Consider the following 23,260-nt stretch of genomic DNA (forward strand, 5'->3'; position numbering starts at 1 on the left):
TCTCATGAACGGCGGCTTCGTCCGCATAGCTGCCATTTGCTTCCGGCTCGAATATGGGCTTGTCCCTGCATGCTTCGGACGGAGGGACGGGGAGCTGACTTTCAGCTCGGTTTTGATGACAGGATGGACTGGCAGAAGCTGCAGAACATCGCCACGCGTCGAGGAACAGTCCCGGAGTAGGCATGTAATGCGGAGATCGGCAGTATGGGCAGTGAACGGTCCGCAAGCAGCACCCGAAGGCGTCCGTCCCGAAGATCCTCGGCGATGAACGGTTCCAGAAGCTGAGCTACGCCAAGGCCCGCAAGCGCCGCCGAGCGGATCGCCGCGCCGGTGTCGAACTGGAGCGCCGGCACAGGCTCGAGGCGGTCACCGCCAGCGAAGTCGACGGGTTGCAGTCGGCCGCGTCGACGGTAGCCGATGAACGGCAGTGCATCCAACTGCGCGATGTCTGTGATAGGCTCGGCCGTCGCGACCAGACTCGGTGCGGCGACCAGCCGTAGCGGCGCTTGGCCAAGCTGGCGGATCCGAAGCTCGGAATCCCGCACGGGCCCGATCCTGATGGCCAGGTCGTACCCTTCCCGAATGAGGTCGACCTGTCGATCCGTGGCGCTGAGATCGAGCCGGAGCCTGGGGTTGGGCACCAGGAGCGCCGGGCCCAGGTGCGGAAGCAGGAGACGCAATAACTCGCCAGGCAGGCTGACTTTCAGCGTGCCGGCGATACCTTCATTCGCGGGTTGCTGAGTGAGGACCGCGCCCAGATCCCGCAGGAGCGGCAAGACCTGCTCGTAAAGCTGCTGCCCGTCGTCGGTGATGCTGACAAACCGGCTCGATCGCTTGAAAAGCCGTTGGTCGAGACCCTGTTCCAGCCGCGCGATCGTGCGCGACACCGCCGAGGCACTCACCCCGAGGCGCAGCGCCGCTGCACTGAAGCCGCCGGTTTCGGCGACGGCAATGAAAGTGTCGAGGGCGGCGAAAGACGCCGGAGCCTTGGTCATCTGTGATCTCAGGTCAACGGTTCTCTGCCTGATGGTGCCATTTCAATGAGCTTTGTGCACGCTCAAATCGGCCCTGCATCATTGCAGGAGCGAGACGATGGATTTGAGAAACAAGGTTGCGGTCGTCACTGGTGGATCGAGCGGGATCGGCCTGGCCACGGCGGGCGCCTTCATCGCGGCCGGTGCCGAGGTCGTCATCACCGGGCGGCGGCAGGCGGCGCTCGACCGCGCGCTGAAGGGTCTCGGGCCGCTCGCTATGGCGGTGGCGTGCGACAGTGCCGATCCCGTTCAGGCCTGCGCCCTGGCCGATCGCGTCCGGGAGCGGTTCGGCGGTTGCGACATCTTCATGGCGAATGCCGGCGTCAACACGATCACGCCGTCGGACCGCGTGTCGCCGGCGGAGTATGATGCTCAGTTCGACGTGAACACGCGCGGCACGTTCTTCGGCCTGCAGGCGATGCGGCCGGTGCTGCGCGACGGCGCCTCGGTCATCTTGACCGGTTCGATCGCGGCAAGCAGGCGGCTCGACGGCCACGCCGTCTACGCGGCGTCGAAGGCGGCGCTGGCGGCATTCGTCGTCGCCTGGGTGGCGGAGCTTCGGGAGCGTCGGATCCGGGTGAACCTGCTGAGCCCCGGTCCCGTCGACACTGCGATCCTTGAGAAGCTGGGGCTGGCCGAGGCCGACCGGCCGGGGTTCGAGGCGGCGATGGCGGCCGCGATCCCGGCGGGACGGCTTGGCCGCCCCGAGGAGATCGCGCAGGCGGCGCTGTTTCTTGCCTCGGACGCATCCAGTTTCGTCAATGGTATAGAACTGCGCGTCGATGGCGGGATGAGCGCCGTCTAATCCGCGGCCGCCTGCCGTGTGGGGCCAATGCCGAAGGACTGGCGGTAGCTTGCGGGGGCCATGCCGGTGAGTTTCTGGAAGCTTTTCCGGAAGGCCGCGACGTCGCCGTAGCCAACATCCCAGGCGATGCGGTCGACCGGGGCATGGGTGCTTTCCAGCGCCTCGCGCGCCCGGGCGATGCGCACCTGCTGCAGGTAGTCGTTCGGACGGTGCCCCGTCGCGGCGGTAAAGCGGCGCAGGAAGGTGCGCTCGGTCATCCCCGCCACCGCTTGCAGGTCGCCGACCGCCAGGGCTTCGGCCGAATGGGCGTGCAGGTGATGCTGCGCGCGCCGGATCGGCTCGTCGCCATGGTCGAAGCGGGGGAGGAAGGGGGCGAAGGGCCGCTGGCTCGACCGCGGCGGCTCAATCAGCAGAAAGCGCGCGGTGGCGAGCATGGTCGAGGGGCCGAGCAGCCGCTCGACCAGCGTCAGGCCGAGGTCGGTCCAGGCGAGGATGCCGCCCGCGGTGACGATGTCGCCGTCGTCGATCACCATGTGCTCTTCGGCCAGCCGGATGCCGGGATGGCGGCGGGCGAGCGCCTCGGCAAAGGCCCAGTGGGTGGTGGCGCGGCGGCCCTCCATCAGCCCGGTCTCGGCCAGGACGAATGCACCGGCGCAGACTGAGCAGAGCGTCGCCCCCTCGGCATGGCGGGCGCGCAGCCATTTGGCGGTATCGGGCTGCGCGGGCATGCGCTCGGGCATCACGAGGCTTGGCGGCAGGATCACGTGGGACAGGCGGTGGTCGTCGGACGGGTGGCTGTCCCAGTCGGCGCGGATGCCCTCGCCGCCGACGCGCCAGTGCGAGACGCGGATCTCGCGCGCGGGCGCGCCCGACCATTCGCCGGCGATGCGGAAGAGGTCGGTCAGCCCGTAAACCGCCGAAAGCTGGCAGTCTGGATAGACCAGAAGGCCGATCTCGGCCACCGGCGCGGCGGGCGGTATCATTGGCGGTTTTTCCTCGTTCATTGTCGGATCTGCCACGCCTCATCCTCGGGGCAAAGGCATAGCTTTGTCCATGTCGAAACCGAGAGGACACGCGATGCACACCGATCTGACCCGGCGCGCGATGCTGATCACCGCGGCTGCTGCCGCCGCGATCGGCACGGCTCCGCGCCTTTCCACCGCCCAAAGCCTTCAAACCCTGCAAGCACAAGGAGACATCATCATGTCCACCATCACCACGAAAGACGGCGTCGAAATCTTCTACAAGGACTGGGGTCCGCGCGACGCGCAGCCCATCGTCTTCCACCACGGCTGGCCGCTCTCGGCCGACGACTGGGACGGGCAGATGCTGTTCTTCCTGTCCCATGGCTACCGGGTCATCGCCCATGACCGGCGCGGCCACGGCCGTTCGGCCCAGGTCTCGGAGGGCCACGACATGGACCATTACGCCGCCGACGTGGCGGCGCTGGCCGAGGCGCTGGACCTGCGCAATGCGATCCACATTGGCCACTCCACCGGCGGCGGCGAGGTCGCGCGCTATGTCGCCAAGTTCGGTCAGCCCGCCGGCCGGGTGGCCAAGGCCGTGCTGGTCTCGGCGGTGCCGCCGCTGATGGTGAAGACCGCGGCCAATCCCGAGGGCCTGCCGATCGAGGTCTTCGACGGCTTCCGCGCCGCGCTCGCCGCGAACCGGGCGCAGTTCTACCGCGACGTGCCCGCCGGCCCGTTCTACGGCTTCAACCGTGAGGGGGCCGAGGTCTTCGAAGGCGTGATCCAGAACTGGTGGCGCCAGGGGATGATGGGCTCGGCCAAGGCGCATTACGAGGGGATCAAGGCCTTTTCGGAAACCGACCAGACCGAGGATCTGAAAGCGATCACGGTGCCGACGCTGGTACTGCATGGCGAGGACGACCAGATCGTGCCGATCGCCGATGCGGCGCTGAAGTCGATCGGGTTGCTGCCGAACGGCACGCTGAAGACCTATCCCGGCCTTGGCCACGGCATGCTGACGATCAATGCCGATGTTCTGAACGCGGATCTTCTGGCCTTCGTGCAGGCCTGAGGCAGAGGGCGAAGGGGGCCGGCTGACCGGCCCCTTTCCGGCCGTGTGCCAGCCGGGACGGCCGGCGGCGGGGCTGCGTTGCGCCGGGCCGTCGCGATCCTTAAGGTGCCGCCTCGACCCCTTTCCGAATGTGCGGACGGGGCAGGGGAGAGAGACAGGTGACAACAGAAGTGCTCGAGATCCCGGCCGGGAACGAGATGTTCGACGGCTACCGCACGGCTTTCGAACGCTATGGCTTCTCGCCGGCGGTGAAGTCGAAGGGTTTCCTGTTCATCTCGGGTCAGGTCGGTGTCCGCCCTGATGGCCGCGCGGCCGAAGGTGTCGGAGACCAGACCATCTGGGCGCTGAAGCGCATCGAGGAGCTTTTGCGGATCGCCGGGTTGGAGATGACCGATCTCGTCGATGTCACCAGCTATCACGTGGATATCGAAACCACGATGCCGGCGTTTCTCGAGGCGAAGCGCGGCTTCATCGCAGCGCCTTTCCCGGCCTGGTCGATGATCGGGATCTCGGGCCTCAGTCGACCGGAACTCAAGATCGAGATCCGCGCCGTCGCCGCGCTGCGCGACTGACCGCGCCGGCCGGTGACGGCTGTCCCGCGCGTTGTCGCGGGGGGACGGGCCCGCCGTGTCCCGGATCTTGCCCGATGCGACAGGTTTATCGCGTCACCATGGGTGACATGGATTGACCTTGGTCGAAATTCGTGACACAAGATGTGCCACCAAATAGGGGGCACGGCGTGACGACGACCAGATCCTACACCAGCCCGCTGCGCGACGAGAAAGCGCGCGCCACGCGCGAGGCGATCCTGCAGGCGCTCTACGACCTCATGGCCGCTGCCGAGGGCGAGATCGGGATGGAGGCGATTGCGCAGCGGGCCGGGGTTCAGAAGCGGACGATCTTCCGTCACTTCTCGACCAAGGAGGAGCTTTTCGCCGCGTTCTGGCCGTGGCTGAATGCCCGGATCGGTGCCTCGGTGTCTCCGGCCACGACGCGCGATATCGTGGAGGGTCCGCGCCGGGCCTTCCCGCTGTTCGAGGAGCACGAGCCCGCCATGCGCGCCGCGCTGCACTCGCGCACCGGGCGCGAGATGCGCAATGGCACGGTCGAGGCGCGGCGCCAGCATTTCGCGGCCGCGCTTGCGCCCGTCTGCGCCGCGCTGGCGCCGGACGAGGCCCGCCGGGTCACGGCGCTGGCGCATTTGCTCTACTCGGCCTCCGCCTGGGAAGTGCTGAAGGATTACGGCGGTCTGTCCGGTGCCCAGGCCGGGGAGGCCGCCTCCTGGGCGCTTGGGGTGATCCTGTCCGCGGTCCCCACGGGCGAGGCTTCGGCGGACGTTGCATCGCAGCGAAAGGATGACCGCGATGACGCTTGACGTGAATGCTTCCAACGCCGCCGACACCCTTTGGGTCGTGGGCGACAGGATCCGGTTTCTTGGCGGGCTGCCGGCATCGGATGCCGAGCTGGTCGAGGTCGATGTGCCGCCGGGCTCGGGCACGCCGCCGCACAGCCACGCCTCGGCCGAGATGTTCTACATTCTCTCGGGTGCGCTGACGCTGCGCAGCTTTCCCGAAGCCGGGGGGCGGCCCGCAGAGGTGACGGCCACGGCCGGGGATGCAATCCGGATCGCCCCGGGCCTTCGGCACAACTACAGCAACGACAGCGACGGGCCGGTGAAGATGCTCGTCCTGCTCGCGCCGTCGATGGTCGCCTTCTTCCGCGAGGCGGGGACCCCCGAGCCGCAGGCGCTGCCCGATCTTGCCCGGCTGGGCGCGGCGATGGCGCGGCACGGCATCACCCTGTCCGGCATGGCAGCCTGAGCCACCTGTCGAAGCCGATCGGCCGGTGCGTGACCGCACCGGCCGATCGGTGGGCGGCGAGCGTGCACAGGCCGAGGCCGGCACGCATCGCCGCACCTAGATCGCGCGCGCTGCGCCGAACCGCGCATCCTGCGCGATCCGGCCCCGGGCGAGGGCCAAGCGTGCGGCGGCGCGCTCGGGATCGGCGAGGCCGTCGAGATAGGTGAAGGACAGGTCCCGGATCCCCATCGTCGCGAAGACATCGGTCAGGTAGCCGGTAAGGTGGTCGGGCTGCCGCGCCTCGGGGCCGAGCAGGCTGCCCGAGGCGACGACGACCGTCACCGGCCTGTCGGCCAGCAATCCGACCTTGCGACCATCGCTGATGCCGAAGCTGCGCCCGGCCCGCAGCACGAGGTCGATCCAGACCTTGAGCGCGGCCGGCACGGTGAAATTGTGCATGGGCGTCGCGAGGATGATGGCCTGCGCCGCCTCGATCTCGCGGATAAGTGTCTCGGAGAGGGCGAAGGCCGGGTGATCCGGCGGCGCGCGCCCGACGATCGCATCGGCATAGGCGCGGCTGATGTCGCCAAGCGCGAGCCGTGTTAGGTCGCGTTCGATCAGCCGCAAGTTGGGATCGCTGCCACGGAGGCGACGAACTGCAGCCAGTGCGGTGGCATGGCTTCGGGCATCGGCCCCCAGGGGGCTGGCCGACAGGAACAGGACGGATGTCATGGGAAACCTCGCAGGGGTTCGGGGCGGGCGCCGGCAGTGCCGGACCCGGTCATTGGGGCGGGAGCGGGGGCAGGTGTCAGTGCCGGAGCACGCCCGCCAGCTTGTCCGGGTTGCGTGTGACGTAGATCGCGACGATCCGGCCGCCTACGATCTCGAGCGCGGTGGTCTGCAGGTGGCCGTCGAACCGGGCGACGAAGCCCGGCAGGCCGTCGATCACCGTGGCCTCGAGAAACTCCATCGCTTCGCCGAACTTGCGGTGCAGGCCCAAGAACAGCCGCACGAGGTTCGGGGCGCCCTCGATGACGTTCGGATAGGACAGCACCTTGCCGCCGCCGTCCGAGCGCAGTGTCGCGCTCTCGGCCAGCATTGCGCCGAGCGCGGTCGCGTCGCCGGTGCTGCAGGCGGCGAAGAAGGCGCGCGCGATCTCGTCACCGGTTTCGCGCGGGATCTCGTAGCGCGGCTGGTCGAGCCGGACATGGGCCCGGGCGCGCGAGGCAAGCTGGCGCGTCGCCGCCGGGCTGCGCCCCACCGTCTCGGCGACCTCGTCCAGCGGCTGGCCGAAGACGTCGTGCAGCAGGAAGGCGGCGCGTTCCAGCGGCGAGAGACGCTCCAGCGCCAGCATCAGCGACAGCGTCAGATTGTCGGGGCGCAGCGCATCGTCCTCGGCCTCGATCAGCGGTTCGGGCAGCCAGGTGCCGGGATAGGTCTCGCGTCGCGACCGGGCGGATTTCATCCGGTCGAGGCAGAGCCGCGACACCGTGCGCGTCAGCCAGGCGGGGGCCGAGGCGATCTCGGCGCCCGTCTCCATCGTGCCGTGCCAGCGCAGGTAGGCGTCCTGCACCGCATCCTCGGCCTCGGCATGGCTGCCGAGCATCCGGTAGGCGAGGCGGAGCAGCCGGGGCCGCTCCGTCTCGAAGGTGGCCGCCGGATCAGGCCGCATCGGCCCGCGGTCCCGGCAGGGTGGTGGCATGGGGCACGCGCAGGCCGGCCTGCACCCGGTTCCACAGGTTGATCGCGCCGATGGCGATGGTCAGCCAGGCCCGTTCGTCGGTGTCGAAGGCGGCCTCGACTTCGGCCCAGTCGGCATCCGGCGCGCCGCTGTCGGGCAGGCGGGTCAGAGCCTCGGTCCAGGCCAGCGCCGCCCGCTCGCGCGGCGAATAGAGCGGGCTCTCGCGCCAGGCGGGCAGCATGTGCAGCCTGAGCGGCGTCTCGCCATCCTTCAGCGCCTCGGCGACGTGCATCTGGATGCAGAAGGCGCAGCCGTTGATCTGGCTGGCGCGCAGCTTCACGAGGTGCACCAGCAGCGGCTCGAGGCTGCTCGCCCGGATCGCGGCTTCCACCGCGTAGAGGGGCCGGAAGCCGGCATCGGCGCGTTTCATGTGGTCGGTCATGCGGGGGGTCATCAGGATCTCCTTTTCATCTGATACCGTGATGACGAGCCAGCCAAGCTCGGTGTGACATCGGGGCCGAAGTTTTTTCCGCCGGTCTCACAATTCCCCGAGGCCGAGCTCCGCCCGCATCATCGCGATGTAGCTGTCCTCGCCGGCCTCGCGCCGGGCCGCGACCCAGGGCTTGATCCCCTCGGTGGCGACGAGGCGCAGGCGGTCGCTCTCGTTCGAGGCGGCGCTCAGGATCGCGTCGGCGACCTCTTCGACCGTGCCATGGCTGCGGCTTGCGGCGATGCGGGCGAACAGCTCCGCGGCGCGGCGCGACAGGGGGGCGTAGTCCGGCACGTCCAGCGTCAATCCGGCCTCTGCCCGGGCCCGATCCCCGAAACCGGTCGTGGTGACGCCGCCCGGTTCGACCAGTTTCACGGCGATGCCGAAGGGGGCGACCTCGTGCATCAGCGATTCCGAAAAGCCCTCGACCGCGAATTTCGATGCCGCGTAGCACGACACCATCGGCAGGCCGAAGACGCCGGCGCCGGAGGTGACGTTGACGATGACCCCGCTGCGCTGCCGGCGCATGATGGGCAGGACGGCGCGCGTCAGGTCCATCAGTCCGAAGAGGTTGACCGCAAACTGCTCGGCGATCCGTTCGCGGGGGATCGTCTCGAAGAAGCCGTGCAGGCCGAAACCCGCATTGTTGACGAGCGCGTCGATGCGACCGAAGCGGCCGGTGGTTTCGGCGACGGCCGCCTCGATCGAGGCGGGGTCCTGCACATCGAGCGGCAGCACGGTCACGCCGTCTGGGAAGGCGGGTGCGGCCTCGGGGCGGCGCAGGGTCGCGACGACGGTCCAGCCGTCGCCTGCGAAGCGGTGAGCCGCGGCCGCGCCGAAGCCCGAGGAGCAGCCGGTGATGAGAACGGTCTTCATGTGTCTCTCCTGTGTGATGACCGGCAAGATGGGGAGGCGTGACAATCTTGTGCAGTCGCACAATGCTGGTTGAGCTGATGCAGGGAGTGCACCAATGCCCGACCTTTCGCTGTCGGAACTGCGCCTGGTCGCAGAGATCGTAGAGGGCGGCAGCTTCCGAGCGGCCTCGATCCGGCTCGACGTCCCGCCCTCGACCATCAGCCGGAGGGTGGCTACGCTGGAGGCGCGGCTGGACCTGCGGCTTTTCAACCGCACGACGCGAAGCCTTGCGCTGACCGAAGAGGGGCGGGCGTTTCTCGACCGGGCGCTGCCGGCGCTGGCCGAGCTGGAGGCGGCGCTGACCGAGGCCTCGGGCCGGCGCGCGGCGCCCGGCGGTCTCTTGCGGATCAACGGTTCGACCGGAGGGCTCGCGATCCTGCTGCCGCTGGTGCTTGCGTTCCGCAGGCTTCATCCCTCGGTCCGTTTCGACCTGGTCGAGGACGGGCAACTGTCGGACATCGTCGGACAGGGCTTCGACGCGGGGCTGCGGCTGGCCGAGGACGTTCCGGCCGACATGATCGCGGCACCGGTCGGCGGGCCGCAACGGTTCATCGTGGTGGCCACGCCCGCGCTGGTGGCAGAGGCGGGCCGGCCATCGCATCCCTCGGATCTCGATCCGGGGCGATGCCTTGGCGCGCGATTGCCGTCGGGCAGGATCATCGCGTGGGAGTTCGCGCGGCGCGAAAAGGCGGTGTCGGTGCACCCGGCGGGTCCGGTGACCCTCGGCGACACCGCGCTTGCCCTCGAGGCGGCGCGTGGGTCTGCGGGCTTCGCCTATGTCACCGAGCGCTTGGCGGCGGCGGATCTTAAAAGGGGGGCGCTGGTGACTGTTCTGGACGATTGGTGTCCGTCGCTCGAGGGCCTGCGTCTCTATTACCCGCGCCACCGCAACGGCTCGGTCACGCTGCGCGCCTTCGCCGAGTTCCTGCGCCGTCAGGCCGCGGCGGAGCGCTCTGCCGCCACCAGCGCGCGGGCGATGTAGAGGTCCTGGATCGAAAGGCCGGAACTGTCGAAGACGGTGACGGTATCCGCGGCCCACCCGCGCGCGCCCGGATCGTCGAGTGCCGCGCCGATGGCGCACAGCGGAGCCTCCGCGGGCGCATGCTGCATCTCGCCGATGCGTCGCGACTGCTCCGGGTCGTCACAATAAAGCCGGGCCCGGGCCAGCAGTGCCGGTGGCAGCTCCTGCTTGCCGGGTCCGTCCGCCCCCATCGCCGAGACATGGGTTCCGGGCCGCACCCAGTCCGCGTCGAACAGCGGCGCGCGCGAGGGCGTGGCCGTGACGATGATCTCGGCCGCCGCGCAGGCCTCGCGGGCCGCGGCGGGCTGGCCCGCAGGCAGGCCGGCGCGGGCAAGCCGGGCGCAGAAGGCGGCGGTGGCCTCGGGCGAACGCCCGACCACAAGCACCCGCCGGATCTGCCGCACCTCGGCCAGCGCCGCGACTTCGTGGAACGCCTGGTTGCCGGTTCCGAAGACCGCGAGAGTGGCCGCGTCCGGCCGGGCCAGGTGATCCACCGCCACGGCATCTGCGGCGGCGGTGCGATAGGCATTCACCAGCCCCGCCTCGATCACGGTGTCGATACGGCCGCGCTCCTGGTCGAAGAACAGGATGACCGAATTGTGCCGGGGCAGGCCTCGCGCGCTGTTGCCTGGCCAGTAAGAGCCGATCTTGACCCCCGCGAGCGTTCCGTCCGAGGCGGATTTGATGCTGAAACGGTTCTCGGGTGCGGTGCCGTGACCGAGGACGACCGGGAAGGTCGACACGGCTTGCGAGGCTGCCGCGACCAGCGCCGCGCGCGCGGCGTCGAAGGCGAGGGCCCGGGTGACGAGACGGGCCGAGGTCTCTTCGGAAATGAAGTGCATGGGGCGCTCCTCAGGCCGACAGGATGTCGGCGAATGTCAGGGGATCGACGTTGCCGCCGGACAGCACGAGGACGACCGGCCCGCGGGTCGGGGGCAGCTTCCCGGCAAGGAGCGCCGCGAGCGTGACCGCGCCCCCCGGCTCGACCACCAGCTTCAGAAGCCGGAAGGCGACGCGCATGGCGTGGCGCACCTCGTCGTCGGTGACGCTGAGCCCACTGTCGATCAGCCGGCGGTTCACCCGCCAGGTGAGCGTGCCGGGCTCGGGCGCGAGGAGAGCGTCGCAGATCGACCGCGCGCCTGCCGTCGCCGCCAGCCGTTCGCCGGCTGCGAGCGAGCGGGCCGTGTCTTCGAAGCCCTCCGGTTCGACGGTGTGCAACGTCACGCGGGGCAGCTTGCCGCGCAGCGCCGTGGCGGTTCCGGCGGTCAGCCCGCCGCCGCCGCAGCAGATCAGCACCCGCTCGGGCATCAGGCCGAGCGCCTTTGCCTGTTCGGCGATCTCGAGCCCGACGGTGCCCTGTCCGGCCATGATGTCGACGTCGTCGTAGGAGGGGACCAGGATCGATCCGCGCGCGGCGACAAGGGCACGGGCGATGTCCTCGCGCGATTCCGTCGCCCGGTCGTAGTAGCGGATCTCGGCCCCGGCGGCGCGCGTGTTCTCGATCTTCAACGCCGGCGCATCGGTCGGCATCACGATCGTCGCCGGAATGCCCAGCAGCCGCGCGGCGTCGGCCACGCCCTGCGCATGGTTGCCCGAGGACCAGGCGACGACGCCGCGCGGGCGTTCGGACTCGGGCACTTGCGACAGGCGGTTGTAGGCGCCGCGGAACTTGAACGAGCCGGTGCGCTGCAGCGTCTCGGCCTTCAGCAACACCGGGGCGCCGGCGAGGTCATCGAGAGTGTGGTTGCGCAACAGCGGCGTGCGAACCGCCGCGCCGCGGATGCGCTCGGCGGCGGCTTCGATGGCGGCGAGGTCGAGGGTCTTCGTCTTCGTGGCAGCGGTGTCCATGGAGCCTCCGGAAGATGATTCCATCTTGTATATACAGATCTGCGACAGTTCTGTATATACAGATTGACCGCACTCCCCAGCGCGCCCTATGGTCGCCTGCGATTGGGAAGCGAGGCGCGGTGATGGACAGCAAGCGGCAGCAGATCATCGGCAGCCTGTCGGAGCGCATCAATTCCGGCCGGTTGAAACCCGGCGAGCGGCTCGGCTCGGAATCCGAGCTGATGGCCGAGTTCGGCGTCAGCCGCATGACGGTCCACCACGCGATGCGCGAGCTGGAGGCGCGCGGGTTTCTCGAGCGGCGCAAGGGCAGCGGCAGTTACGTCGCGCCGGCCCGGCCCTATGTCGCGATCTATCCGCATCTCGACATCCGCGCCGAGATCGAGGCCGCGGGCGGCGTGCACCGCGCGCGGGTGCTGGTGCAGGCGCTGGAGCTGGCCGCGCCACCGCTTGCGCAGGGCTTCGGTCTGGGTGCCGACGCGCCGCTGTTCCATGCGGTGGTGCTGCACCTGTCAGGGGAGGTTCCGGTCGAGATCGAGGACCGCTGGCTCAACCCGGCGCTGCTGCCCGAGTGCATGAGCGTGGACCTGACGCGCGAGACCCTGTTCGGCCTGCTGATGGCGCGCCGGCCGTTCCGGGCGGGTGACGAGCGGATCCGGGCCTGCACGGCGAGTGACGAGGAGGCCGCGGTGCTGGGGCTGGAGCAGGGAGCCGTCTGTCTCGAAATCACGCGCAGGACCCGGAGCGACGAGGGCGTCGTGACGCAGGTCCGGCTTCTGCGGCCGGGCACCTCGCATCTCGAAGGCCGGATCGCCCCGGCGGCCCGCGACTGATCGCGCATAGGGTCGCGAGCGGGCCGGAGAGCGTCAGCCAAGGCTGTGAGCGCCGGAATTGCGCTGCCGGTCGGGGGCGGAGGACGACGGGGACCAAACTCCCTATCACGCTTCGATGGTCCGGAGCCGGGGCGGCAAGGCATCGTCCAGCTGGCCGATGAGGCTGCGGACGACCGGTGAGCGTTCATCCCGGCGCCAGATCGCGACGATGCCAGAGGGGATCTGCGGGCCGTCGATCTCGTAGAATTCGACCCCTTCGACCTGAAGCGCGTCGCGCAGCAGGTCGGGCACGATGGCTGCGGCAGAGGCGACGGCGACTTGCGTCAGGACCGCGACCAGCGATCCGGGCACCGCTATGACCCGGGGTGTGAAGCCACCGCGCCGCCCTACCTCTTCGGTGCCGAACCGCTGTTCGGGCAGGACGAAAGGCAGGTCGGCCAGATCCGCCGCCTTCAGCACGCCGTCACGTGCGGGCAGGCGATGGCGCGATGACAGGGCCGCGACGAAATGATCGTTCGTGACGTCTTTCTGGCGCAGCCCCCGGGCCGTGACGACGGGCCCCCGGACAAGCGCCAGGTCGACCACGTTGTCCGCGACCAGCCGGGGCAGGTCATCCATGACATGCTCTTGCGCCATCAAGGAGGCGTCGGGGCAGGCGCGCTCGAACCGCGCCATGACGCGCTGAAGGACGCCCGCATAGACTGCGGAGCCCACGTAGCCGATGCGGACCTCGCCGACCGTTCCGCGCGCCAGGTTGCGGCCGGTCGCCTCAGCCGTCTCCGCAGCCCGCAGCACGGCCTCGGCCGCCTGCAGGAAGGCTTCGCCCTCGCGGGTGACGGTGACCCGTCGGCTGGTGCGTTCGAAGATCCGCAGCCCGAGACGCTCCTCGACGTAACGGATATGCACCGAGAGCGTCGGCACCGAGACACCAAGACTGCGCGCCGCCTGCGCGAAGCTCAGATGCTGCCGAACCGCGGAGAGATATCGGTAATGTCGGAGTTCCATGATCGTTAATCAGAGCCTAACGATCGATGCAGGCACGGCGAATGACCGGCGAGCGGCCGCGCCTTAGGTGAGGGGCACAGGTCAAAAAGGTCCCGATGATGTCTTTCAAACACGCCGCAATCGCTTTTACGTTTCTGTCGTTGCCGGGTCTTCCGGCCTTTGCCGATGCCGCGCCGCAGCCCGTCCTGACGCTGACGGCGGCGCAAGAGGTCTTGCAGGCCGCTCTCGCCAAGGCCGATGGCGAAGCATGGCCCGGTGTCGTGGCGGTGACCGATGCCGGCGGTGCGCTCGTCGCCTTCGCGAGGATGGACGATGCCGCGGTGCCGGCGGGTGTCACGCTGGCACCCGGCAAGGCACGGACGGCGGCGCTGTTCGCGCGCCCGACCGCCGATCTGGAGGCCGCGATCAACGGTCCGCGGCCGGCCGTGGTGACGGCCGGGGACTTCGTGATGATGAAGGGCGGTCTGCCGCAGCGCGTCGACGGCCGGATCGTCGGCGCCATCGGGGTCTCGGCCGATACGCCGGACCATGACCAGGCGATCGCCGAAGCCGGGGTGGCGGCGCTGACGCGATAGCCGGGCGGCGGCACGGCATCGCTCGACCCTGCCGGTCGGGCGAGAGAGGGGCCGAGGGAGGGGAGATCCCCTTGGCTCCTCATTTCCGACCACCCGCGGGCCCTTCGGCGCAAGGATGAGACGTGGTCACGCGGCATGAAAGCGGCTGCGCATGAGGGCGAGCGGCCGGCCGTCCGGGCCTGCGAGCTGCGCGAGATGGCCGCCGCGCGCCGGGCGGAAGCCGATGCCCACCGTCTCGCCCGGATCGACATTGCCCATGTAGACGGTGCGTCGCTCCACGAGCAGCCGTTGGGCACTGGCGCCGCGCGCGAAATCCGCGCGCTCGACGAGGGCCGCGAAGCTCGGGAAATACAGAAGGCCCGCGGCGTTGAACTCGGTCGCGGGGCAGGGCAGCAGGTGGTGGGACGGTTCGATCCGGGGCGGTGCCGCGGCGATGCGGGCGGCCTGCCGCGCCAGAAGCGCCAGCGCGGCGGGAGCGGCGGGCGGCACCGCCATCACGCGCGGGGCCCGGCGCACGACGCTGCGGTTGCGCGCCGGGTCGTCATGGCCGACGAAGACCGAGACGAGCTCGATCCGGCCGATCTCGTCATCGCCGAGCCGCAGCGACTGGCGCGAGGCGAGCCGGCTCGCGCCGATGCGCGACAGCTCGCCCTCAAGGCGCAGCCGGTCGCCGAGCCGGGGCCGCCCGGGCTGGAACAGCCTGAGCCGGGTGGCGCAGAACGCGGCATAGAGCGGCCGGCCGTCGGCGCAGGCGAACTGCGCCCGGTCCTGGCCCATCGCCGCCGCGATCAGCCGCCAGTGCAGGTCGCCCGCCCGGCGCATCAGCCATTGCTCGGAGAGGCCGCGATAGCCCATCTCGGCCATGCCGAGGCGGTGATCCTCCCACAGGACGGGTGCCGCCGCCGCGACCCGCTCGGCCCGGCTCATGCGGCAAGCCCGGCGCGGGCGCGGTCGGTGATCCGCTCGGCCAGAAAGCGGCTGTCCTCGTCGATCGCGAGGAAGCGCCCCGATCCCCAGGTGTTCAGCCAGCCGAGGCCGATGAAGTAGAGCCCGGGCACTTCGGTCACGCCACGGTGGAACATGGGCTTGCCGCGGGCATCGAAGCAGGGCGCCTCGATCCAGGAATAGTCGGGGCGGAAGCCGATCGCCCAGAGGATCGAGGTGATGCCCTCGGCCGCCATGTCGATTTCGGTCGTCTCGCGCGCGGGGCGCCAGAGCTTCTCGAACGGCGGCTCCTCGGGCGCGTCGATGCCGCTGGCGGCGATATAGGCGTCGATCTGGGTGCGGATGCCCATGTAGCTGCGGTCGGCATCATCGAGGTTCTTCTCCAGATCCGGCATGAATTCGAGCCGCGTGCCCGCGCCGCCCGAGACCGAGCCGTAAAGCTTCACGCCCTCGAGCGCGTAGCGGCGCAGGTCGATCTCCTTTCCGCCGTCTCGGCCCGACATGTAGTGGTTGGTCTGGCTCAGGGCCTTCTGCGGATCGGGATGGCGGTCGATGGTCACCGCGTAATGGCCGGCTTCGTGCAGCCAGTCGGTCGCGTCGCGTCCTCGGTAGCGGCGCGGGCTGCGCGGGGCGGGACCGACGGCGAGGTGGACGGGGCGGCCCGCAAGGTGGAAATCGTCCATCAGCTGCACGCCGGACTGGCCGGTGCCGACGATCAGCGTGCCGCCTTCGGGCAGCTGCGACGGGCGGCGGTAGTCGCGCGAGTGCATCTGCACGATGCCGGGGTCGAGATCGCGGGCGAAGGCGGGCTCGATCGGCGTGTCGTAGCCGCCGGTCGCGATCACCACCTGGCCGGCGGTGAAGCGGCCGGTGCGGGTCTCGACGACATAGCCATCGTCGAGCCGCGCGACCCGAGTGACCTCGACCCCCTCGCGCAGCGGCGGATCGAAGCTGTCTGCGAAGCCGTCGAGATAGTCGACGATATCGTCCTTCAGCATGAAGCCGTCGGGGTCGCCTCCGCGATAGGGCCAGCCGGGCAGGCGGCACTGCCAGTTCGGGGTGACGAGGCAGAAGCTGTCCCAGCGGTTATGCCGCCAGCTCTCGAAGCGTTTCGCGCGTTCGAGCACCAGATGCTCGATCCCGGCGGCGCAGAGATACCAGCTGACGGACAGGCCGGCCTGGCCGCCGCCGATGATGATGACGGGGACATGGGGATCGCGGGCGGGGGTCATGCGGGGACCTTTCAGCTGAGGCGAAGGCAGGCGACCACGCCCCCGGGGGCTTGCATCGCGGCTTGGGTCTCGATCCGGGAGAGCTGGTCCATCGCGGCCGAGCAGGCGAAGCCGTATTTCGCGGCGACCCGGTCCGAGGCCTCGGTCAGCGCGGCGCGGGCACGGGCGAGGAAGTCGGGCAGCGGATAGCTGGTGCCGGCGCTCAGGTGCTGGTGGATCACGGTCGAGGGCGAATAGCAGACTTCCTCGGCCCCGTCGGGCCAGCGGATGGTGAAACGGACCTCAGGCATCGGCGGCCTCCGGGGCGAGGGACAGGTAGGGGACGTCAGCATGGTCCCAGAAGGGGACGCGCGCGCCGTCGCGGGCGAGGGTGACGCAGCTGCCGTCGGTCACGCGGCCGATGATGGCGGCGGTGATGTCGCGGGCGGCGAAGCGGGCGAGGATCCCGGGCGCGGCGGCGTCGGAGGCGGTGAGCAGGAAGCCGAAGCTCGGGAAGCTGACGAGCCAGCGCGCGAGCGGCACGCCCGCGGGCAGGGGGATGGTGTCGAGGTCGATCTCGATGCCGGTGCCCGAGCATTCGGCCAGCATCAGCGCGGTGCCGGCGATGCCGCCTTGGCTGATGTCCTTGCCGGCGGCGGTGAGGCCCTCTTCGGCCAGCGCGGGCAGAAGCGCGAGGTCGCCGCGCAGCCGGTCGTGGGGGGCCTCGAGTGCGGCACAGAAATTGTCGAAGCTGCGATAGGTGCCGCGGTGGTCGATGGCGGCGACAAGCTGCTCGCCGGGCCGGGCGGCGAAGGAGGAGATCAGCCGCTCCGCCCGGCCGGTGACGCTGACCGACAGGCCGAGCGCGGGGGCACGCAGGTTGGTATGGCCGCCGACGATCGGCACGCCGTAAGCGCGGGCGGCGTCCGACAGGCCCTTGAGCAGTGGCGCGGCGCTGTCGGCATCAGGGGCCCAAACGGCATCGAGAAGCGCGGTCGTGCGACCGCCCATCGCGGCGATGTCCGACAGATTGACTATCACCCCGCACCAGCCCGCGAACCACGGATCATGGGCGACGAAGCCAGGAATGAAGCCTTCGCCCGCCAGCAGGTCCCAGCCGCCCTCGGGCCGCGGGAGGGCCGCGGCGTCGTCGCCGGGCGCGCCGGGGGCCGAGCCGGTCAGACCCAGCGCGCGCGCCGCCGAGGCGATGTCGCGCTTGCCGGTGATCGAGGGATGGGCCGCGAGTTGCGCGGCGAGGGCTGCAAGATCCATCACCGCCTCCGCGCCGAGGCGCGCGCCGACCAGCCGATGGCCGGGTCGGGGATGGGCGGGTAGTGGGATAGGCTCGCCAGCATGTGGGCATGTGGCGCGTCGTGCAGCATCACCTCGTCGATCACCTGCCAATGCAGGCGGCGGAACAGAGGCACGTTCTGGATCTGCACGTGGGCATGGAATTCCCGCGCGCCGCGCCCGGTGGCGGTCGAGACCGCGAGGCGGATCAGCTCGGCCCCCAGCCGTCCGACCCGCCGGTGATCCTCGGCCACGGCGAGGCGCGAGCCCCACCAGATCCCGGGCGACGGCTCGTGGATGCGCACGGTGCCGACGACCTCGGCCGGTTCGGCGGCGAGCGTCGAGATCGCGACCAGCGGCAGGGCCAGCTGGTCGATCTCGTCGCGGTCGTGGCCGGTGAAGAGCCGCTGCTCTTCGACGAAGACGCGCCGGCGCAGGCTGGCGGCGCCGGTCAGCTCCCACCGCTCGGTCGCCGCGCGGATCAGGAATTCGGGGCTAACGAAGGCCGAGGGGGGCAGCCAGATCATGCGCGCACCTTCAGCTTCTCGTAGACCGACAGGGCCGAGCAGGCGCCGCATTTGCCGCATCCCGCCTTGATGTCGGCAGCACTCATCCCGGCACCGGTCACCATGCGCGACAGCGGTTCGAGGACCGAGGCCATGAAGGCCGCGTCGGGCGCGGGGTGGCTTTCGAGCGGCGTGCCCGAGATCGGCACGAAGGGCACGACGAAGGGGTAGACGCCGATCCCGACCAGCCGCTCGGACATCGCGAGGATCGCCTCGGCGGTGTCGCCGAGGCCGGCGAGGATGTAGGTCGAGACCTGCCCCCTGCCGAAGACCTTCACCGCCGCCTCGAAGCTCGAGAAATACTTCGACAGCGGCACCGAGGCCTTGCCCGGCATGATCCGCTCGCGGACCTCGGGCGTCACCGCCTCGAGATGCATGCCCAGCGCATCGGCACCGGCGTCCTTCATCCGCTGGTGCCAGGCGTCGTCCTCGGGCGGCTCGCATTGCACCTGGATCGGCAGGTCGACCGCGGCCTTCACGGCGGCAGCACTTTCGGCAAGGACCGCGGCGCCGCGGTCCTTGCCGGGCGGAGTTCCGGTGGTCATCACCATGTGCTTCACGCCGTCGAGCGCCACCGCCGCCTTCGCGACCTCGGCCAGCTGCGCGGGCGTCTTGTGCGCGACGGTGCGGCCCGCAGCGAGGCTTTGGCCGATGGCGCAGAACTGGCAGGTCTTCTTGCGGCTCTCGTAGCGGATGCAGGTCTGCAGGATCGTCGTCGCCAACACGTCGCGCGAATGCAGCACCGCGATGTGGTTGTAGGGCACGCCCTCGGCGGTCTTCAGGTCAAAGAAGCGGGGGCGGTTCGGGAAGCGCACGCGTGCGATCTCGGCGCCGTCGCGGCGCACGATCGCCTCGCCGCCCGGGTCCGGCGCCTCGACGACAAAGGGGCTGTCGAAGGCGGGCGCGGTGTGGACCGGGACCATCACCGTGGTGTCGCCGAAGCTCACCGCCTTGTGGTCCGAGGGGCCGGCGCCGCCGCGGCGGCTTTCGTGGCCGGCGCGCGGATCGACCAGCCGCATGCCGCGCGTCTGCAGCTCGTTGATCAGTGCCGCGTCGGGGGGCAGGGAAAGGTCACGCATCCTGGGCCTCGCTCGCTTCGGGGGTCGCTTCGGGAAGGATCTGTTCCAGCGGGCGCTGCGGCCGGGCGTCCTGCACGAGGCGCAGCAGCTCCGGCCGGGCGTAGTGGCCGACCGAGTCCATCATCCGCTTGCGCTTGGTGATCAGCGCCATGTCGAGATCGGCGATGACCATGCCCTCGCCCCCGGTCAGCGGCGGCGCGGCATGCCGGCCCTCGGGGGTGATGATGCAGGTCATGCAGCCGTCGCGCAGGCCCTTCTGCAGCTTGGGATCGGGGTGGATCGAGGCGATCTGCTCCTCGGTCAGCCAGCCGGTGGCGTTGACGACGAAGCAGCCGGATTCCAGCGCGTGGTGGCGCATCGTCACCTCGATCTGCTCGCCGAAGATCGGGCCGACGAGGCTGCCGGGGAAATGCGACGCGTGGATCTCTTCGTGCTGGGCCATCAGCGCGTAGCGGGCCAGCGGGTTGTAATGCTCCCAGCAGGCCAGCGCGCCCATGCGGCCCACTTTCGTCTCGACCACTTTCAGCCCCGCGCCGTCGCCTTGGCCCCAGATCATCCGCTCATGATAGGTCGGTGTGATCTTGCGCCGCTTGAGCTTCAGCGTGCCGTCGGCATCGAAGATCAGCTGCGTGTTGTAGAGCGAGCCGTGATCGCGCTCGTTGACGCCGAGCACCACCACCGCACCGCGCTTGCGCGCCGCCTCGGCCACGGCATGGGTCTCGGGCGAGGGGACGGTGACGGCCTCCTCGTAAAGCCGCAGGTGTTCCGGCCCCTGCTGCACGGGCGGCAGCACGAAGCTGAAATAGGGATACCAGGGCACGAAGGTCTCGGGGAAGACGATCAGCTCGGCCCCCTTGTCGGCAGCCTCGGCGATCGCGTTCAAGACCCGCTCGACCGTGCCCGCGCGCGAGGCGAGGTCGGGCGCGATCTGGATGGCGGCGGCGCGGACGGTTCGGGACATGTGGCTCTCCCTTCAAGGAAGGGGCGCCCGCGGACGGGCGCCCGGGGGCTGGCTCAGAGCGTCCAGGTGTCGACGATGACGGCGTTGGCCTTCTTGTGCAGCAGGATGCAGTCGAGCACGTCCTGCGGCTGGATCGGGGTGATCCCGGGGATCAGCGAGGGCTCGCCGTGCCCGTAAAGCGCCTGCAGCGCGAAGCGGCAGGCATAGACCTTGCCGCCCTCGGACATGAAGCGCTCGAGGTTCTTGTTGAAGTTCAGATGGCCCGGGAATGCCTCGTCCCCTAGCGTCGGGAAGCCGCGCTGGATGCCCAGCGTGACGCCCGGCCCGTAGAGCAGGATCGAGGTCTCGTAGCCCTTCCGCTGCAGCCGGATCGCGTTGAGGATGTTGACGAGCCCGATCGAGCCCTCGAAGGCGACGGTGTGGAAGGTGACGAGCGCTTTCTCGCCGGGATCGGCCTTCACATCCTCGAAGACCTTCGACTCGTAGTCGACGAAGTAATCGCCGTCCTTGTGGGCGGGGTGGGTGACTGCGGGCATCGGTCTCTCCTGTCCGTGGGGTGCAGGATCAGGATGATCGGCGTATTGAATGGATCAATCGGCAGTTCAATTGCCATACAATAAATGCCTCAAGTAAGAGTCATCTTGCGGAAACAATGGGCAGATGGCCGGGTTTCGTGCCTGGTTCGCGAGCATAGTCTGCGATGACTGCACCATGATATATGCGAATCGCTCGCCTACCGACCAAAGTTTCCGTCATCGGTTGCCAAGCGCCGGGTGCATCCATACAATCGGAAACAATGAACGGACGGATGCAGATGCTGACCTGGACGCCCTCGCTCGGAACTTCGGGCAAGCCCCGCTATCTGGAGATCGCCGACGCGATCGAGGCCGCGATCCGCGCCGGTGAATTCGCCACCGGCGACCGGCTGCCGCCGCAGCGCCGGATGGCCGAGCGGCTGGGGATCGATTTCACCACCGTCAGCCGCGCCTATGCCGAGGCGCAGGCGCGCGGGCTGGTCGACAGCCATGTCGGCCGCGGCACCTTCGTGAAGGCGGCCGCCACGCCGCAGGACGCGCCCGATCCGCGCCGCGCCCGCGAGGAAGACCTGTCGATGAACATGCCGCCCGAGCCGGAGGATCCCGAGCTGATCGCGCGCATGCGCGAGGGGTTGCAGGCGGTGTCGTCGAACCTTGTGGCGCTGCTGCGCTACCAGTCGGCCACGGGCGGCGAGCAGGATCGCGAGGCGGCCTCGTCCTGGCTGTCGATGCGCGGCATGGTGCCGAGGCTCGACCGGGTGGCGGTGACGCCGGGCGCGCATGTGACGATGACGGCGATCTTCTCGACGCTGGCGAAGCCCGGCGACCGGGTGCTGTGCGAGGCGGTGACCTATGCGGGGCTGCGGGGGATCGCGGCGCGGCTGGGGCTGGTGCTGGTCGGGCTGCCCTCGGATGGCGCGGGGATTCTGCCCGGGGCGTTGGACGAGGCGATCGCCCGGCACAAGCCCAAGGCGCTCTATCTCAACCCGACGCTGCACAATCCGACGACGCTGACCATTCCGCAGGAGCGGCGCATGGCGATCGCCGACGTCGTGATCGCCCATCGCCTGCCGCTGGTCGAGGATGACGCCTACGGTTTCATCCCGCCGAACGCGCCCACGCCCTTCGCCACGCTCGCGCCGGAGCTGACCTGGCACATCGGCGGTCTCGCGAAATGCATCGGGGCGGGGCTGCGGCTGGCCTACACGGTCGCCCCCGACGCCCGCGCCGCGCTGGCGCTCGGTCAGGCCCTGCGGGCGATTGCGGTGATGCCGGCGCCGCTGTCGATGGCGCTCGCCACCCGCTGGATCGAGGACGGCACCGCCGACAGCATCCGCCGCTTCGTGCGGGCCGAGGCGGCGGCGCGGCAGGAGATCGCGGCCGAGGTGCTGCAGGGGTTCGACTTCGCCGCCGATCGCCATGCCTTCAACATCTGGCTGAAACTGCCCGAGGGCGCGGGACGGGCCGAGCTGATGGGGCGGATGGCGGGGCGGCATGTCGGGCTGATGCCTTCGGACGCCTTCACCGTCGAGGGCGCGCCCGAAGAGCGGATGCGTGTCTGTCTAGGCGGTGCCATCGGCCGCGAGGATCTGCGCCGGGGTTTGTTCTCACTGGCGGGCCGACTGCAAGACGGGGGCTGGGTCGGTTGACCGCCGTTCGCGCATTCGGTTCCTGAAGGTCTGGTCTGATCCTGTCGCCGCCAACCTGTCAGCTCGATCCAATCCCTGCGGCTCAGAGAACCTTCTGGCCACGCCCCAAAGGAACGTCCGATCCAGACTCGAGATCGCCATGCGGCGGTGGGGCTGCCGTCGCAGTATGTCCCTCGGGGCTGGGATAGGCGCGCAGGGCGAGGGGCAACCGAAGCAAAGGGTCACGCCCCTGCGCAGCGACGCACCTGGCGCTGCCGATAAGGGCCGGTCGCTTCCCTCGGTGGCGATGAGACTTCGCTTGCACGAGCGGCGACTCCCTGCGCGGAGCGGCCGATCGAGGCTGTTATAGGGGATCATCAGCCCAAACGTGCTCGAGACAATTTGTGTCCAACTCGTGCTCCCGCAACCACCGAAATCTGCAAAGAAGCTCCCCAAAAGGGGAGCTTCTTTGCATTCAGGGGGTTCCATGGTGTCAAGCCACTGAAATGCGACGATAAAGCACCGTGGGCCCCTGTGGGGCTTTCGCTGTATTAGCCAGTGCCGAACGCTCTCCGCCCAGCCTCGACACCTGGCTCGGGCTAAGCGCGGAGAACTCGGTAGGGGAGGGGCCTTAGGCAGATCCGCAAGGTCAGGATGGGCTGAAACCACCACGGAGCTTCAGGCTCTTCGTTCCCAACCACCTTGGAGGGGCGGCTGCGGCGCCGTAGCCGCGANAGATCCGCAAGGTCAGGATGGGCTGAAACCACCACGGAGCTTCAGGCTCTTCGTTCCCAACCACCTTGGAGGGGCGGCTGCGGCGCCGTAGCCGCGAATGAACTTGCTGAGCTCTTGGGGCGGTCCCTCTGTCGACGCGCTCCGTGCGCCGCGGATAAAACGACCAGCCCCGCGGTGGCCCCATCCGTAAGGCAAATGCTGGTGAAGGAATGCTCACGAACAGGAGCTCCGAGGCGTCCGCTATGCGGACGAAGCTGCCGCTCACG

26 protein-coding genes are annotated in these 23,260 nt (G+C 69.5%); 9 read left to right on the forward strand and 17 right to left on the reverse strand.

From position 1 onward, the window contains the following. Nucleotides 1–101: 101 nt before the first annotated feature. On the reverse strand, nt 102–995 hold the full coding sequence (locus tag V8J39_RS22330) for a LysR family transcriptional regulator (protein WP_336463190.1): 894 nt from the start codon (nt 993–995) through the stop codon (nt 102–104). Between the two features lie 97 nt (nt 996–1,092). Between V8J39_RS22330 and V8J39_RS22335 the strand changes: the two genes are divergently transcribed. After that, a complete protein-coding gene (locus V8J39_RS22335; RefSeq protein WP_336463191.1) occupies nt 1,093–1,839 on the forward strand; it encodes an SDR family oxidoreductase in 747 nt (248 codons plus the stop codon). Here the strand turns inward: V8J39_RS22335 and V8J39_RS22340 are convergent. Then, nucleotides 1,836–2,822 (reverse strand): GlxA family transcriptional regulator, encoded by a 987-nt coding sequence (locus tag V8J39_RS22340; protein ID WP_336463192.1) that lies wholly within the window; start codon nt 2,820–2,822, stop codon nt 1,836–1,838. The two genes, V8J39_RS22335 and V8J39_RS22340, sit on opposite strands and share 4 nt — an antisense overlap. Nucleotides 2,823–3,042: 220 nt before the next feature. On the opposite strand from V8J39_RS22340, the gene V8J39_RS22345 reads away from it, so the two are divergent. The 4 genes from V8J39_RS22345 to V8J39_RS22360 all read left to right on the forward strand — a co-directional run bounded on the left by V8J39_RS22345 (nt 3,043) and on the right by V8J39_RS22360 (nt 5,699). Beyond that, complete coding sequence (locus V8J39_RS22345) at nt 3,043–3,879, forward strand: alpha/beta fold hydrolase (protein ID WP_336463193.1); 837 nt, start codon at nt 3,043–3,045, stop codon at nt 3,877–3,879. Between the two features lie 158 nt (nt 3,880–4,037). Next, nucleotides 4,038–4,451: a Rid family hydrolase gene (locus V8J39_RS22350; protein WP_336463194.1), complete on the forward strand. Its 414-nt coding sequence runs from the start codon at nt 4,038–4,040 to the stop codon at nt 4,449–4,451. 167 nt (nt 4,452–4,618) lie between these two features. Further along, nucleotides 4,619–5,254 (forward strand): TetR/AcrR family transcriptional regulator, encoded by a 636-nt coding sequence (locus V8J39_RS22355; RefSeq protein ID WP_336463195.1) that lies wholly within the window; start codon nt 4,619–4,621, stop codon nt 5,252–5,254. Then, nucleotides 5,244–5,699, forward strand: coding sequence for a cupin domain-containing protein (locus V8J39_RS22360; protein WP_336463196.1), 456 nt, complete (start codon nt 5,244–5,246; stop codon nt 5,697–5,699). Before V8J39_RS22355 ends, V8J39_RS22360 begins: the two co-directional genes overlap by 11 nt. Nucleotides 5,700–5,795: 96 nt before the next feature. Here V8J39_RS22360 and V8J39_RS22365 read toward each other — a convergent pair whose 3' ends face one another. From V8J39_RS22365 to V8J39_RS22380, 4 genes are all read right to left on the reverse strand, one after another. Next, a complete protein-coding gene (locus tag V8J39_RS22365; RefSeq protein ID WP_336463197.1) occupies nt 5,796–6,410 on the reverse strand; it encodes an FMN-dependent NADH-azoreductase in 615 nt (204 codons plus the stop codon). A gap of 76 nt (nt 6,411–6,486) precedes the next feature. Further along, on the reverse strand, nt 6,487–7,350 hold the full coding sequence (locus V8J39_RS22370) for a sigma-70 family RNA polymerase sigma factor (RefSeq protein WP_336463198.1): 864 nt from the start codon (nt 7,348–7,350) through the stop codon (nt 6,487–6,489). Next, nucleotides 7,340–7,813 carry a carboxymuconolactone decarboxylase family protein gene (locus tag V8J39_RS22375; RefSeq protein WP_336463199.1) on the reverse strand — a complete coding sequence of 158 codons (474 nt, stop codon included), beginning with the start codon at nt 7,811–7,813 and terminating at the stop codon, nt 7,340–7,342. Before V8J39_RS22375 ends, V8J39_RS22370 begins: the two co-directional genes overlap by 11 nt. Before the next feature lie 84 nt (nt 7,814–7,897). Next, entirely contained in the window at nt 7,898–8,725 is an 828-nt protein-coding gene (locus tag V8J39_RS22380) for an SDR family oxidoreductase (RefSeq protein WP_336463200.1), read from the reverse strand. 94 nt (nt 8,726–8,819) lie between these two features. On the opposite strand from V8J39_RS22380, the gene V8J39_RS22385 reads away from it, so the two are divergent. Then, a complete protein-coding gene (locus tag V8J39_RS22385) occupies nt 8,820–9,746 on the forward strand; it encodes a LysR family transcriptional regulator (RefSeq protein WP_336463201.1) in 927 nt (308 codons plus the stop codon). Here the strand turns inward: V8J39_RS22385 and V8J39_RS22390 are convergent. After that, nucleotides 9,698–10,627, reverse strand: coding sequence for an ornithine cyclodeaminase family protein (locus tag V8J39_RS22390; RefSeq protein WP_336463202.1), 930 nt, complete (start codon nt 10,625–10,627; stop codon nt 9,698–9,700). The two genes, V8J39_RS22385 and V8J39_RS22390, sit on opposite strands and share 49 nt — an antisense overlap. Nucleotides 10,628–10,637: 10 nt before the next feature. Further along, nucleotides 10,638–11,633 (reverse strand): threonine ammonia-lyase, encoded by a 996-nt coding sequence (locus V8J39_RS22395; protein ID WP_336463203.1) that lies wholly within the window; start codon nt 11,631–11,633, stop codon nt 10,638–10,640. A 122-nt stretch (nt 11,634–11,755) separates the two neighbouring features. On the opposite strand from V8J39_RS22395, the gene V8J39_RS22400 reads away from it, so the two are divergent. Continuing rightward, the gene (locus tag V8J39_RS22400) at nt 11,756–12,463 is read left to right on the forward strand and encodes a GntR family transcriptional regulator (protein WP_336463204.1); all 708 of its coding nucleotides are present in this window, start codon (nt 11,756–11,758) and stop codon (nt 12,461–12,463) included. A gap of 105 nt (nt 12,464–12,568) precedes the next feature. Here the strand turns inward: V8J39_RS22400 and V8J39_RS22405 are convergent, their stop codons facing one another. Continuing rightward, the gene (locus V8J39_RS22405) at nt 12,569–13,468 is read right to left on the reverse strand and encodes a LysR family transcriptional regulator (RefSeq protein WP_336463205.1); all 900 of its coding nucleotides are present in this window, start codon (nt 13,466–13,468) and stop codon (nt 12,569–12,571) included. A 95-nt stretch (nt 13,469–13,563) separates the two neighbouring features. Here V8J39_RS22405 and V8J39_RS22410 point away from each other — a divergent pair, with 95 nt between their 5' ends. Next, entirely contained in the window at nt 13,564–14,043 is a 480-nt protein-coding gene (locus V8J39_RS22410; RefSeq protein WP_336463206.1) for a GlcG/HbpS family heme-binding protein, read from the forward strand. A gap of 126 nt (nt 14,044–14,169) precedes the next feature. On the opposite strand, the gene V8J39_RS22415 is transcribed toward V8J39_RS22410, so the two are convergent. From V8J39_RS22415 to V8J39_RS22450, 8 genes are read right to left on the reverse strand one after another with little or no spacing between them, the layout of a single operon-like run. Then, nucleotides 14,170–14,970 carry a Pnap_2097 family protein gene (locus V8J39_RS22415; protein WP_336463207.1) on the reverse strand — a complete coding sequence of 267 codons (801 nt, stop codon included), beginning with the start codon at nt 14,968–14,970 and terminating at the stop codon, nt 14,170–14,172. After that, nucleotides 14,967–16,220: an MSMEG_0569 family flavin-dependent oxidoreductase gene (locus V8J39_RS22420; protein ID WP_336463208.1), complete on the reverse strand. Its 1,254-nt coding sequence runs from the start codon at nt 16,218–16,220 to the stop codon at nt 14,967–14,969. Before V8J39_RS22420 ends, V8J39_RS22415 begins: the two co-directional genes overlap by 4 nt. Before the next feature lie 11 nt (nt 16,221–16,231). After that, nucleotides 16,232–16,510: an MSMEG_0570 family nitrogen starvation response protein gene (locus V8J39_RS22425; protein ID WP_336463209.1), complete on the reverse strand. Its 279-nt coding sequence runs from the start codon at nt 16,508–16,510 to the stop codon at nt 16,232–16,234. Then, nucleotides 16,503–17,471 carry a sll0787 family AIR synthase-like protein gene (locus V8J39_RS22430; protein WP_336463210.1) on the reverse strand — a complete coding sequence of 323 codons (969 nt, stop codon included), beginning with the start codon at nt 17,469–17,471 and terminating at the stop codon, nt 16,503–16,505. The genes V8J39_RS22425 and V8J39_RS22430 overlap by 8 nt, the downstream gene beginning before the upstream one ends. Next, complete coding sequence (locus V8J39_RS22435; protein WP_336463211.1) at nt 17,471–18,016, reverse strand: MSMEG_0567/Sll0786 family nitrogen starvation N-acetyltransferase; 546 nt, start codon at nt 18,014–18,016, stop codon at nt 17,471–17,473. The genes V8J39_RS22430 and V8J39_RS22435 overlap by 1 nt, the downstream gene beginning before the upstream one ends. Further along, on the reverse strand, nt 18,013–19,134 hold the full coding sequence (locus V8J39_RS22440; RefSeq protein WP_336463212.1) for an MSMEG_0568 family radical SAM protein: 1,122 nt from the start codon (nt 19,132–19,134) through the stop codon (nt 18,013–18,015). The genes V8J39_RS22435 and V8J39_RS22440 overlap by 4 nt, the downstream gene beginning before the upstream one ends. Further along, nucleotides 19,127–20,095 carry a Nit6803 family nitrilase gene (locus V8J39_RS22445; protein ID WP_336463213.1) on the reverse strand — a complete coding sequence of 323 codons (969 nt, stop codon included), beginning with the start codon at nt 20,093–20,095 and terminating at the stop codon, nt 19,127–19,129. The genes V8J39_RS22440 and V8J39_RS22445 overlap by 8 nt, the downstream gene beginning before the upstream one ends. A gap of 53 nt (nt 20,096–20,148) precedes the next feature. Further along, entirely contained in the window at nt 20,149–20,631 is a 483-nt protein-coding gene (locus tag V8J39_RS22450; protein WP_336463214.1) for an MSMEG_0572/Sll0783 family nitrogen starvation response protein, read from the reverse strand. Nucleotides 20,632–20,909: 278 nt separating this feature from the next. Between V8J39_RS22450 and V8J39_RS22455 the strand changes: the two genes are divergently transcribed. Continuing rightward, nucleotides 20,910–22,280, forward strand: a complete 1,371-nt coding sequence (locus V8J39_RS22455; protein ID WP_336463224.1) for an aminotransferase-like domain-containing protein — start codon at nt 20,910–20,912, stop codon at nt 22,278–22,280. Nucleotides 22,281–23,260: the final 980 nt, after the last annotated feature.

The sequence above is a fragment of the Frigidibacter sp. MR17.24 genome, assembly GCF_037095655.1.
Taxonomy (GTDB): Bacteria; Pseudomonadota; Alphaproteobacteria; order Rhodobacterales; family Rhodobacteraceae; genus Frigidibacter.

Bases quoted from the DNA above. Each gene is read 5' to 3' on its own strand.
- V8J39_RS22335 (WP_336463191.1), top strand. From the start codon at position 1,093: ATGGATTTGAGAAACAAGGTTGCGGTCGTCACTGGTGGATCGAGCGGG.
- V8J39_RS22430 (WP_336463210.1), bottom strand. From the start codon at position 17,471: ATGGATCTTGCAGCCCTCGCCGCGCAACTCGCGGCCCATCCCTCGATC.
- V8J39_RS22450 (WP_336463214.1), bottom strand. From the start codon at position 20,631: ATGCCCGCAGTCACCCACCCCGCCCACAAGGACGGCGATTACTTCGTC.
- V8J39_RS22445 (WP_336463213.1), bottom strand. From the start codon at position 20,095: ATGTCCCGAACCGTCCGCGCCGCCGCCATCCAGATCGCGCCCGACCTC.
- V8J39_RS22390 (WP_336463202.1), bottom strand. From the start codon at position 10,627: ATGCACTTCATTTCCGAAGAGACCTCGGCCCGTCTCGTCACCCGGGCC.
- V8J39_RS22405 (WP_336463205.1), bottom strand. From the start codon at position 13,468: ATGGAACTCCGACATTACCGATATCTCTCCGCGGTTCGGCAGCATCTG.
- V8J39_RS22440 (WP_336463212.1), bottom strand. From the start codon at position 19,134: ATGCGTGACCTTTCCCTGCCCCCCGACGCGGCACTGATCAACGAGCTG.
- V8J39_RS22375 (WP_336463199.1), bottom strand. From the start codon at position 7,813: ATGACCCCCCGCATGACCGACCACATGAAACGCGCCGATGCCGGCTTC.
- V8J39_RS22330 (WP_336463190.1), bottom strand. From the start codon at position 995: ATGACCAAGGCTCCGGCGTCTTTCGCCGCCCTCGACACTTTCATTGCC.
- V8J39_RS22340 (WP_336463192.1), bottom strand. From the start codon at position 2,822: ATGATACCGCCCGCCGCGCCGGTGGCCGAGATCGGCCTTCTGGTCTAT.
- V8J39_RS22435 (WP_336463211.1), bottom strand. From the start codon at position 18,016: ATGATCTGGCTGCCCCCCTCGGCCTTCGTTAGCCCCGAATTCCTGATC.
- V8J39_RS22400 (WP_336463204.1), top strand. From the start codon at position 11,756: ATGGACAGCAAGCGGCAGCAGATCATCGGCAGCCTGTCGGAGCGCATC.
- V8J39_RS22380 (WP_336463200.1), bottom strand. From the start codon at position 8,725: ATGAAGACCGTTCTCATCACCGGCTGCTCCTCGGGCTTCGGCGCGGCC.
- V8J39_RS22455 (WP_336463224.1), top strand. From the start codon at position 20,910: ATGCTGACCTGGACGCCCTCGCTCGGAACTTCGGGCAAGCCCCGCTAT.
- V8J39_RS22385 (WP_336463201.1), top strand. From the start codon at position 8,820: ATGCCCGACCTTTCGCTGTCGGAACTGCGCCTGGTCGCAGAGATCGTA.
- V8J39_RS22360 (WP_336463196.1), top strand. From the start codon at position 5,244: ATGACGCTTGACGTGAATGCTTCCAACGCCGCCGACACCCTTTGGGTC.
- V8J39_RS22425 (WP_336463209.1), bottom strand. From the start codon at position 16,510: ATGCCTGAGGTCCGTTTCACCATCCGCTGGCCCGACGGGGCCGAGGAA.
- V8J39_RS22370 (WP_336463198.1), bottom strand. From the start codon at position 7,350: ATGCGGCCTGATCCGGCGGCCACCTTCGAGACGGAGCGGCCCCGGCTG.
- V8J39_RS22345 (WP_336463193.1), top strand. From the start codon at position 3,043: ATGTCCACCATCACCACGAAAGACGGCGTCGAAATCTTCTACAAGGAC.
- V8J39_RS22365 (WP_336463197.1), bottom strand. From the start codon at position 6,410: ATGACATCCGTCCTGTTCCTGTCGGCCAGCCCCCTGGGGGCCGATGCC.
- V8J39_RS22420 (WP_336463208.1), bottom strand. From the start codon at position 16,220: ATGACCCCCGCCCGCGATCCCCATGTCCCCGTCATCATCATCGGCGGC.
- V8J39_RS22415 (WP_336463207.1), bottom strand. From the start codon at position 14,970: ATGAGCCGGGCCGAGCGGGTCGCGGCGGCGGCACCCGTCCTGTGGGAG.
- V8J39_RS22395 (WP_336463203.1), bottom strand. From the start codon at position 11,633: ATGGACACCGCTGCCACGAAGACGAAGACCCTCGACCTCGCCGCCATC.
- V8J39_RS22410 (WP_336463206.1), top strand. From the start codon at position 13,564: ATGATGTCTTTCAAACACGCCGCAATCGCTTTTACGTTTCTGTCGTTG.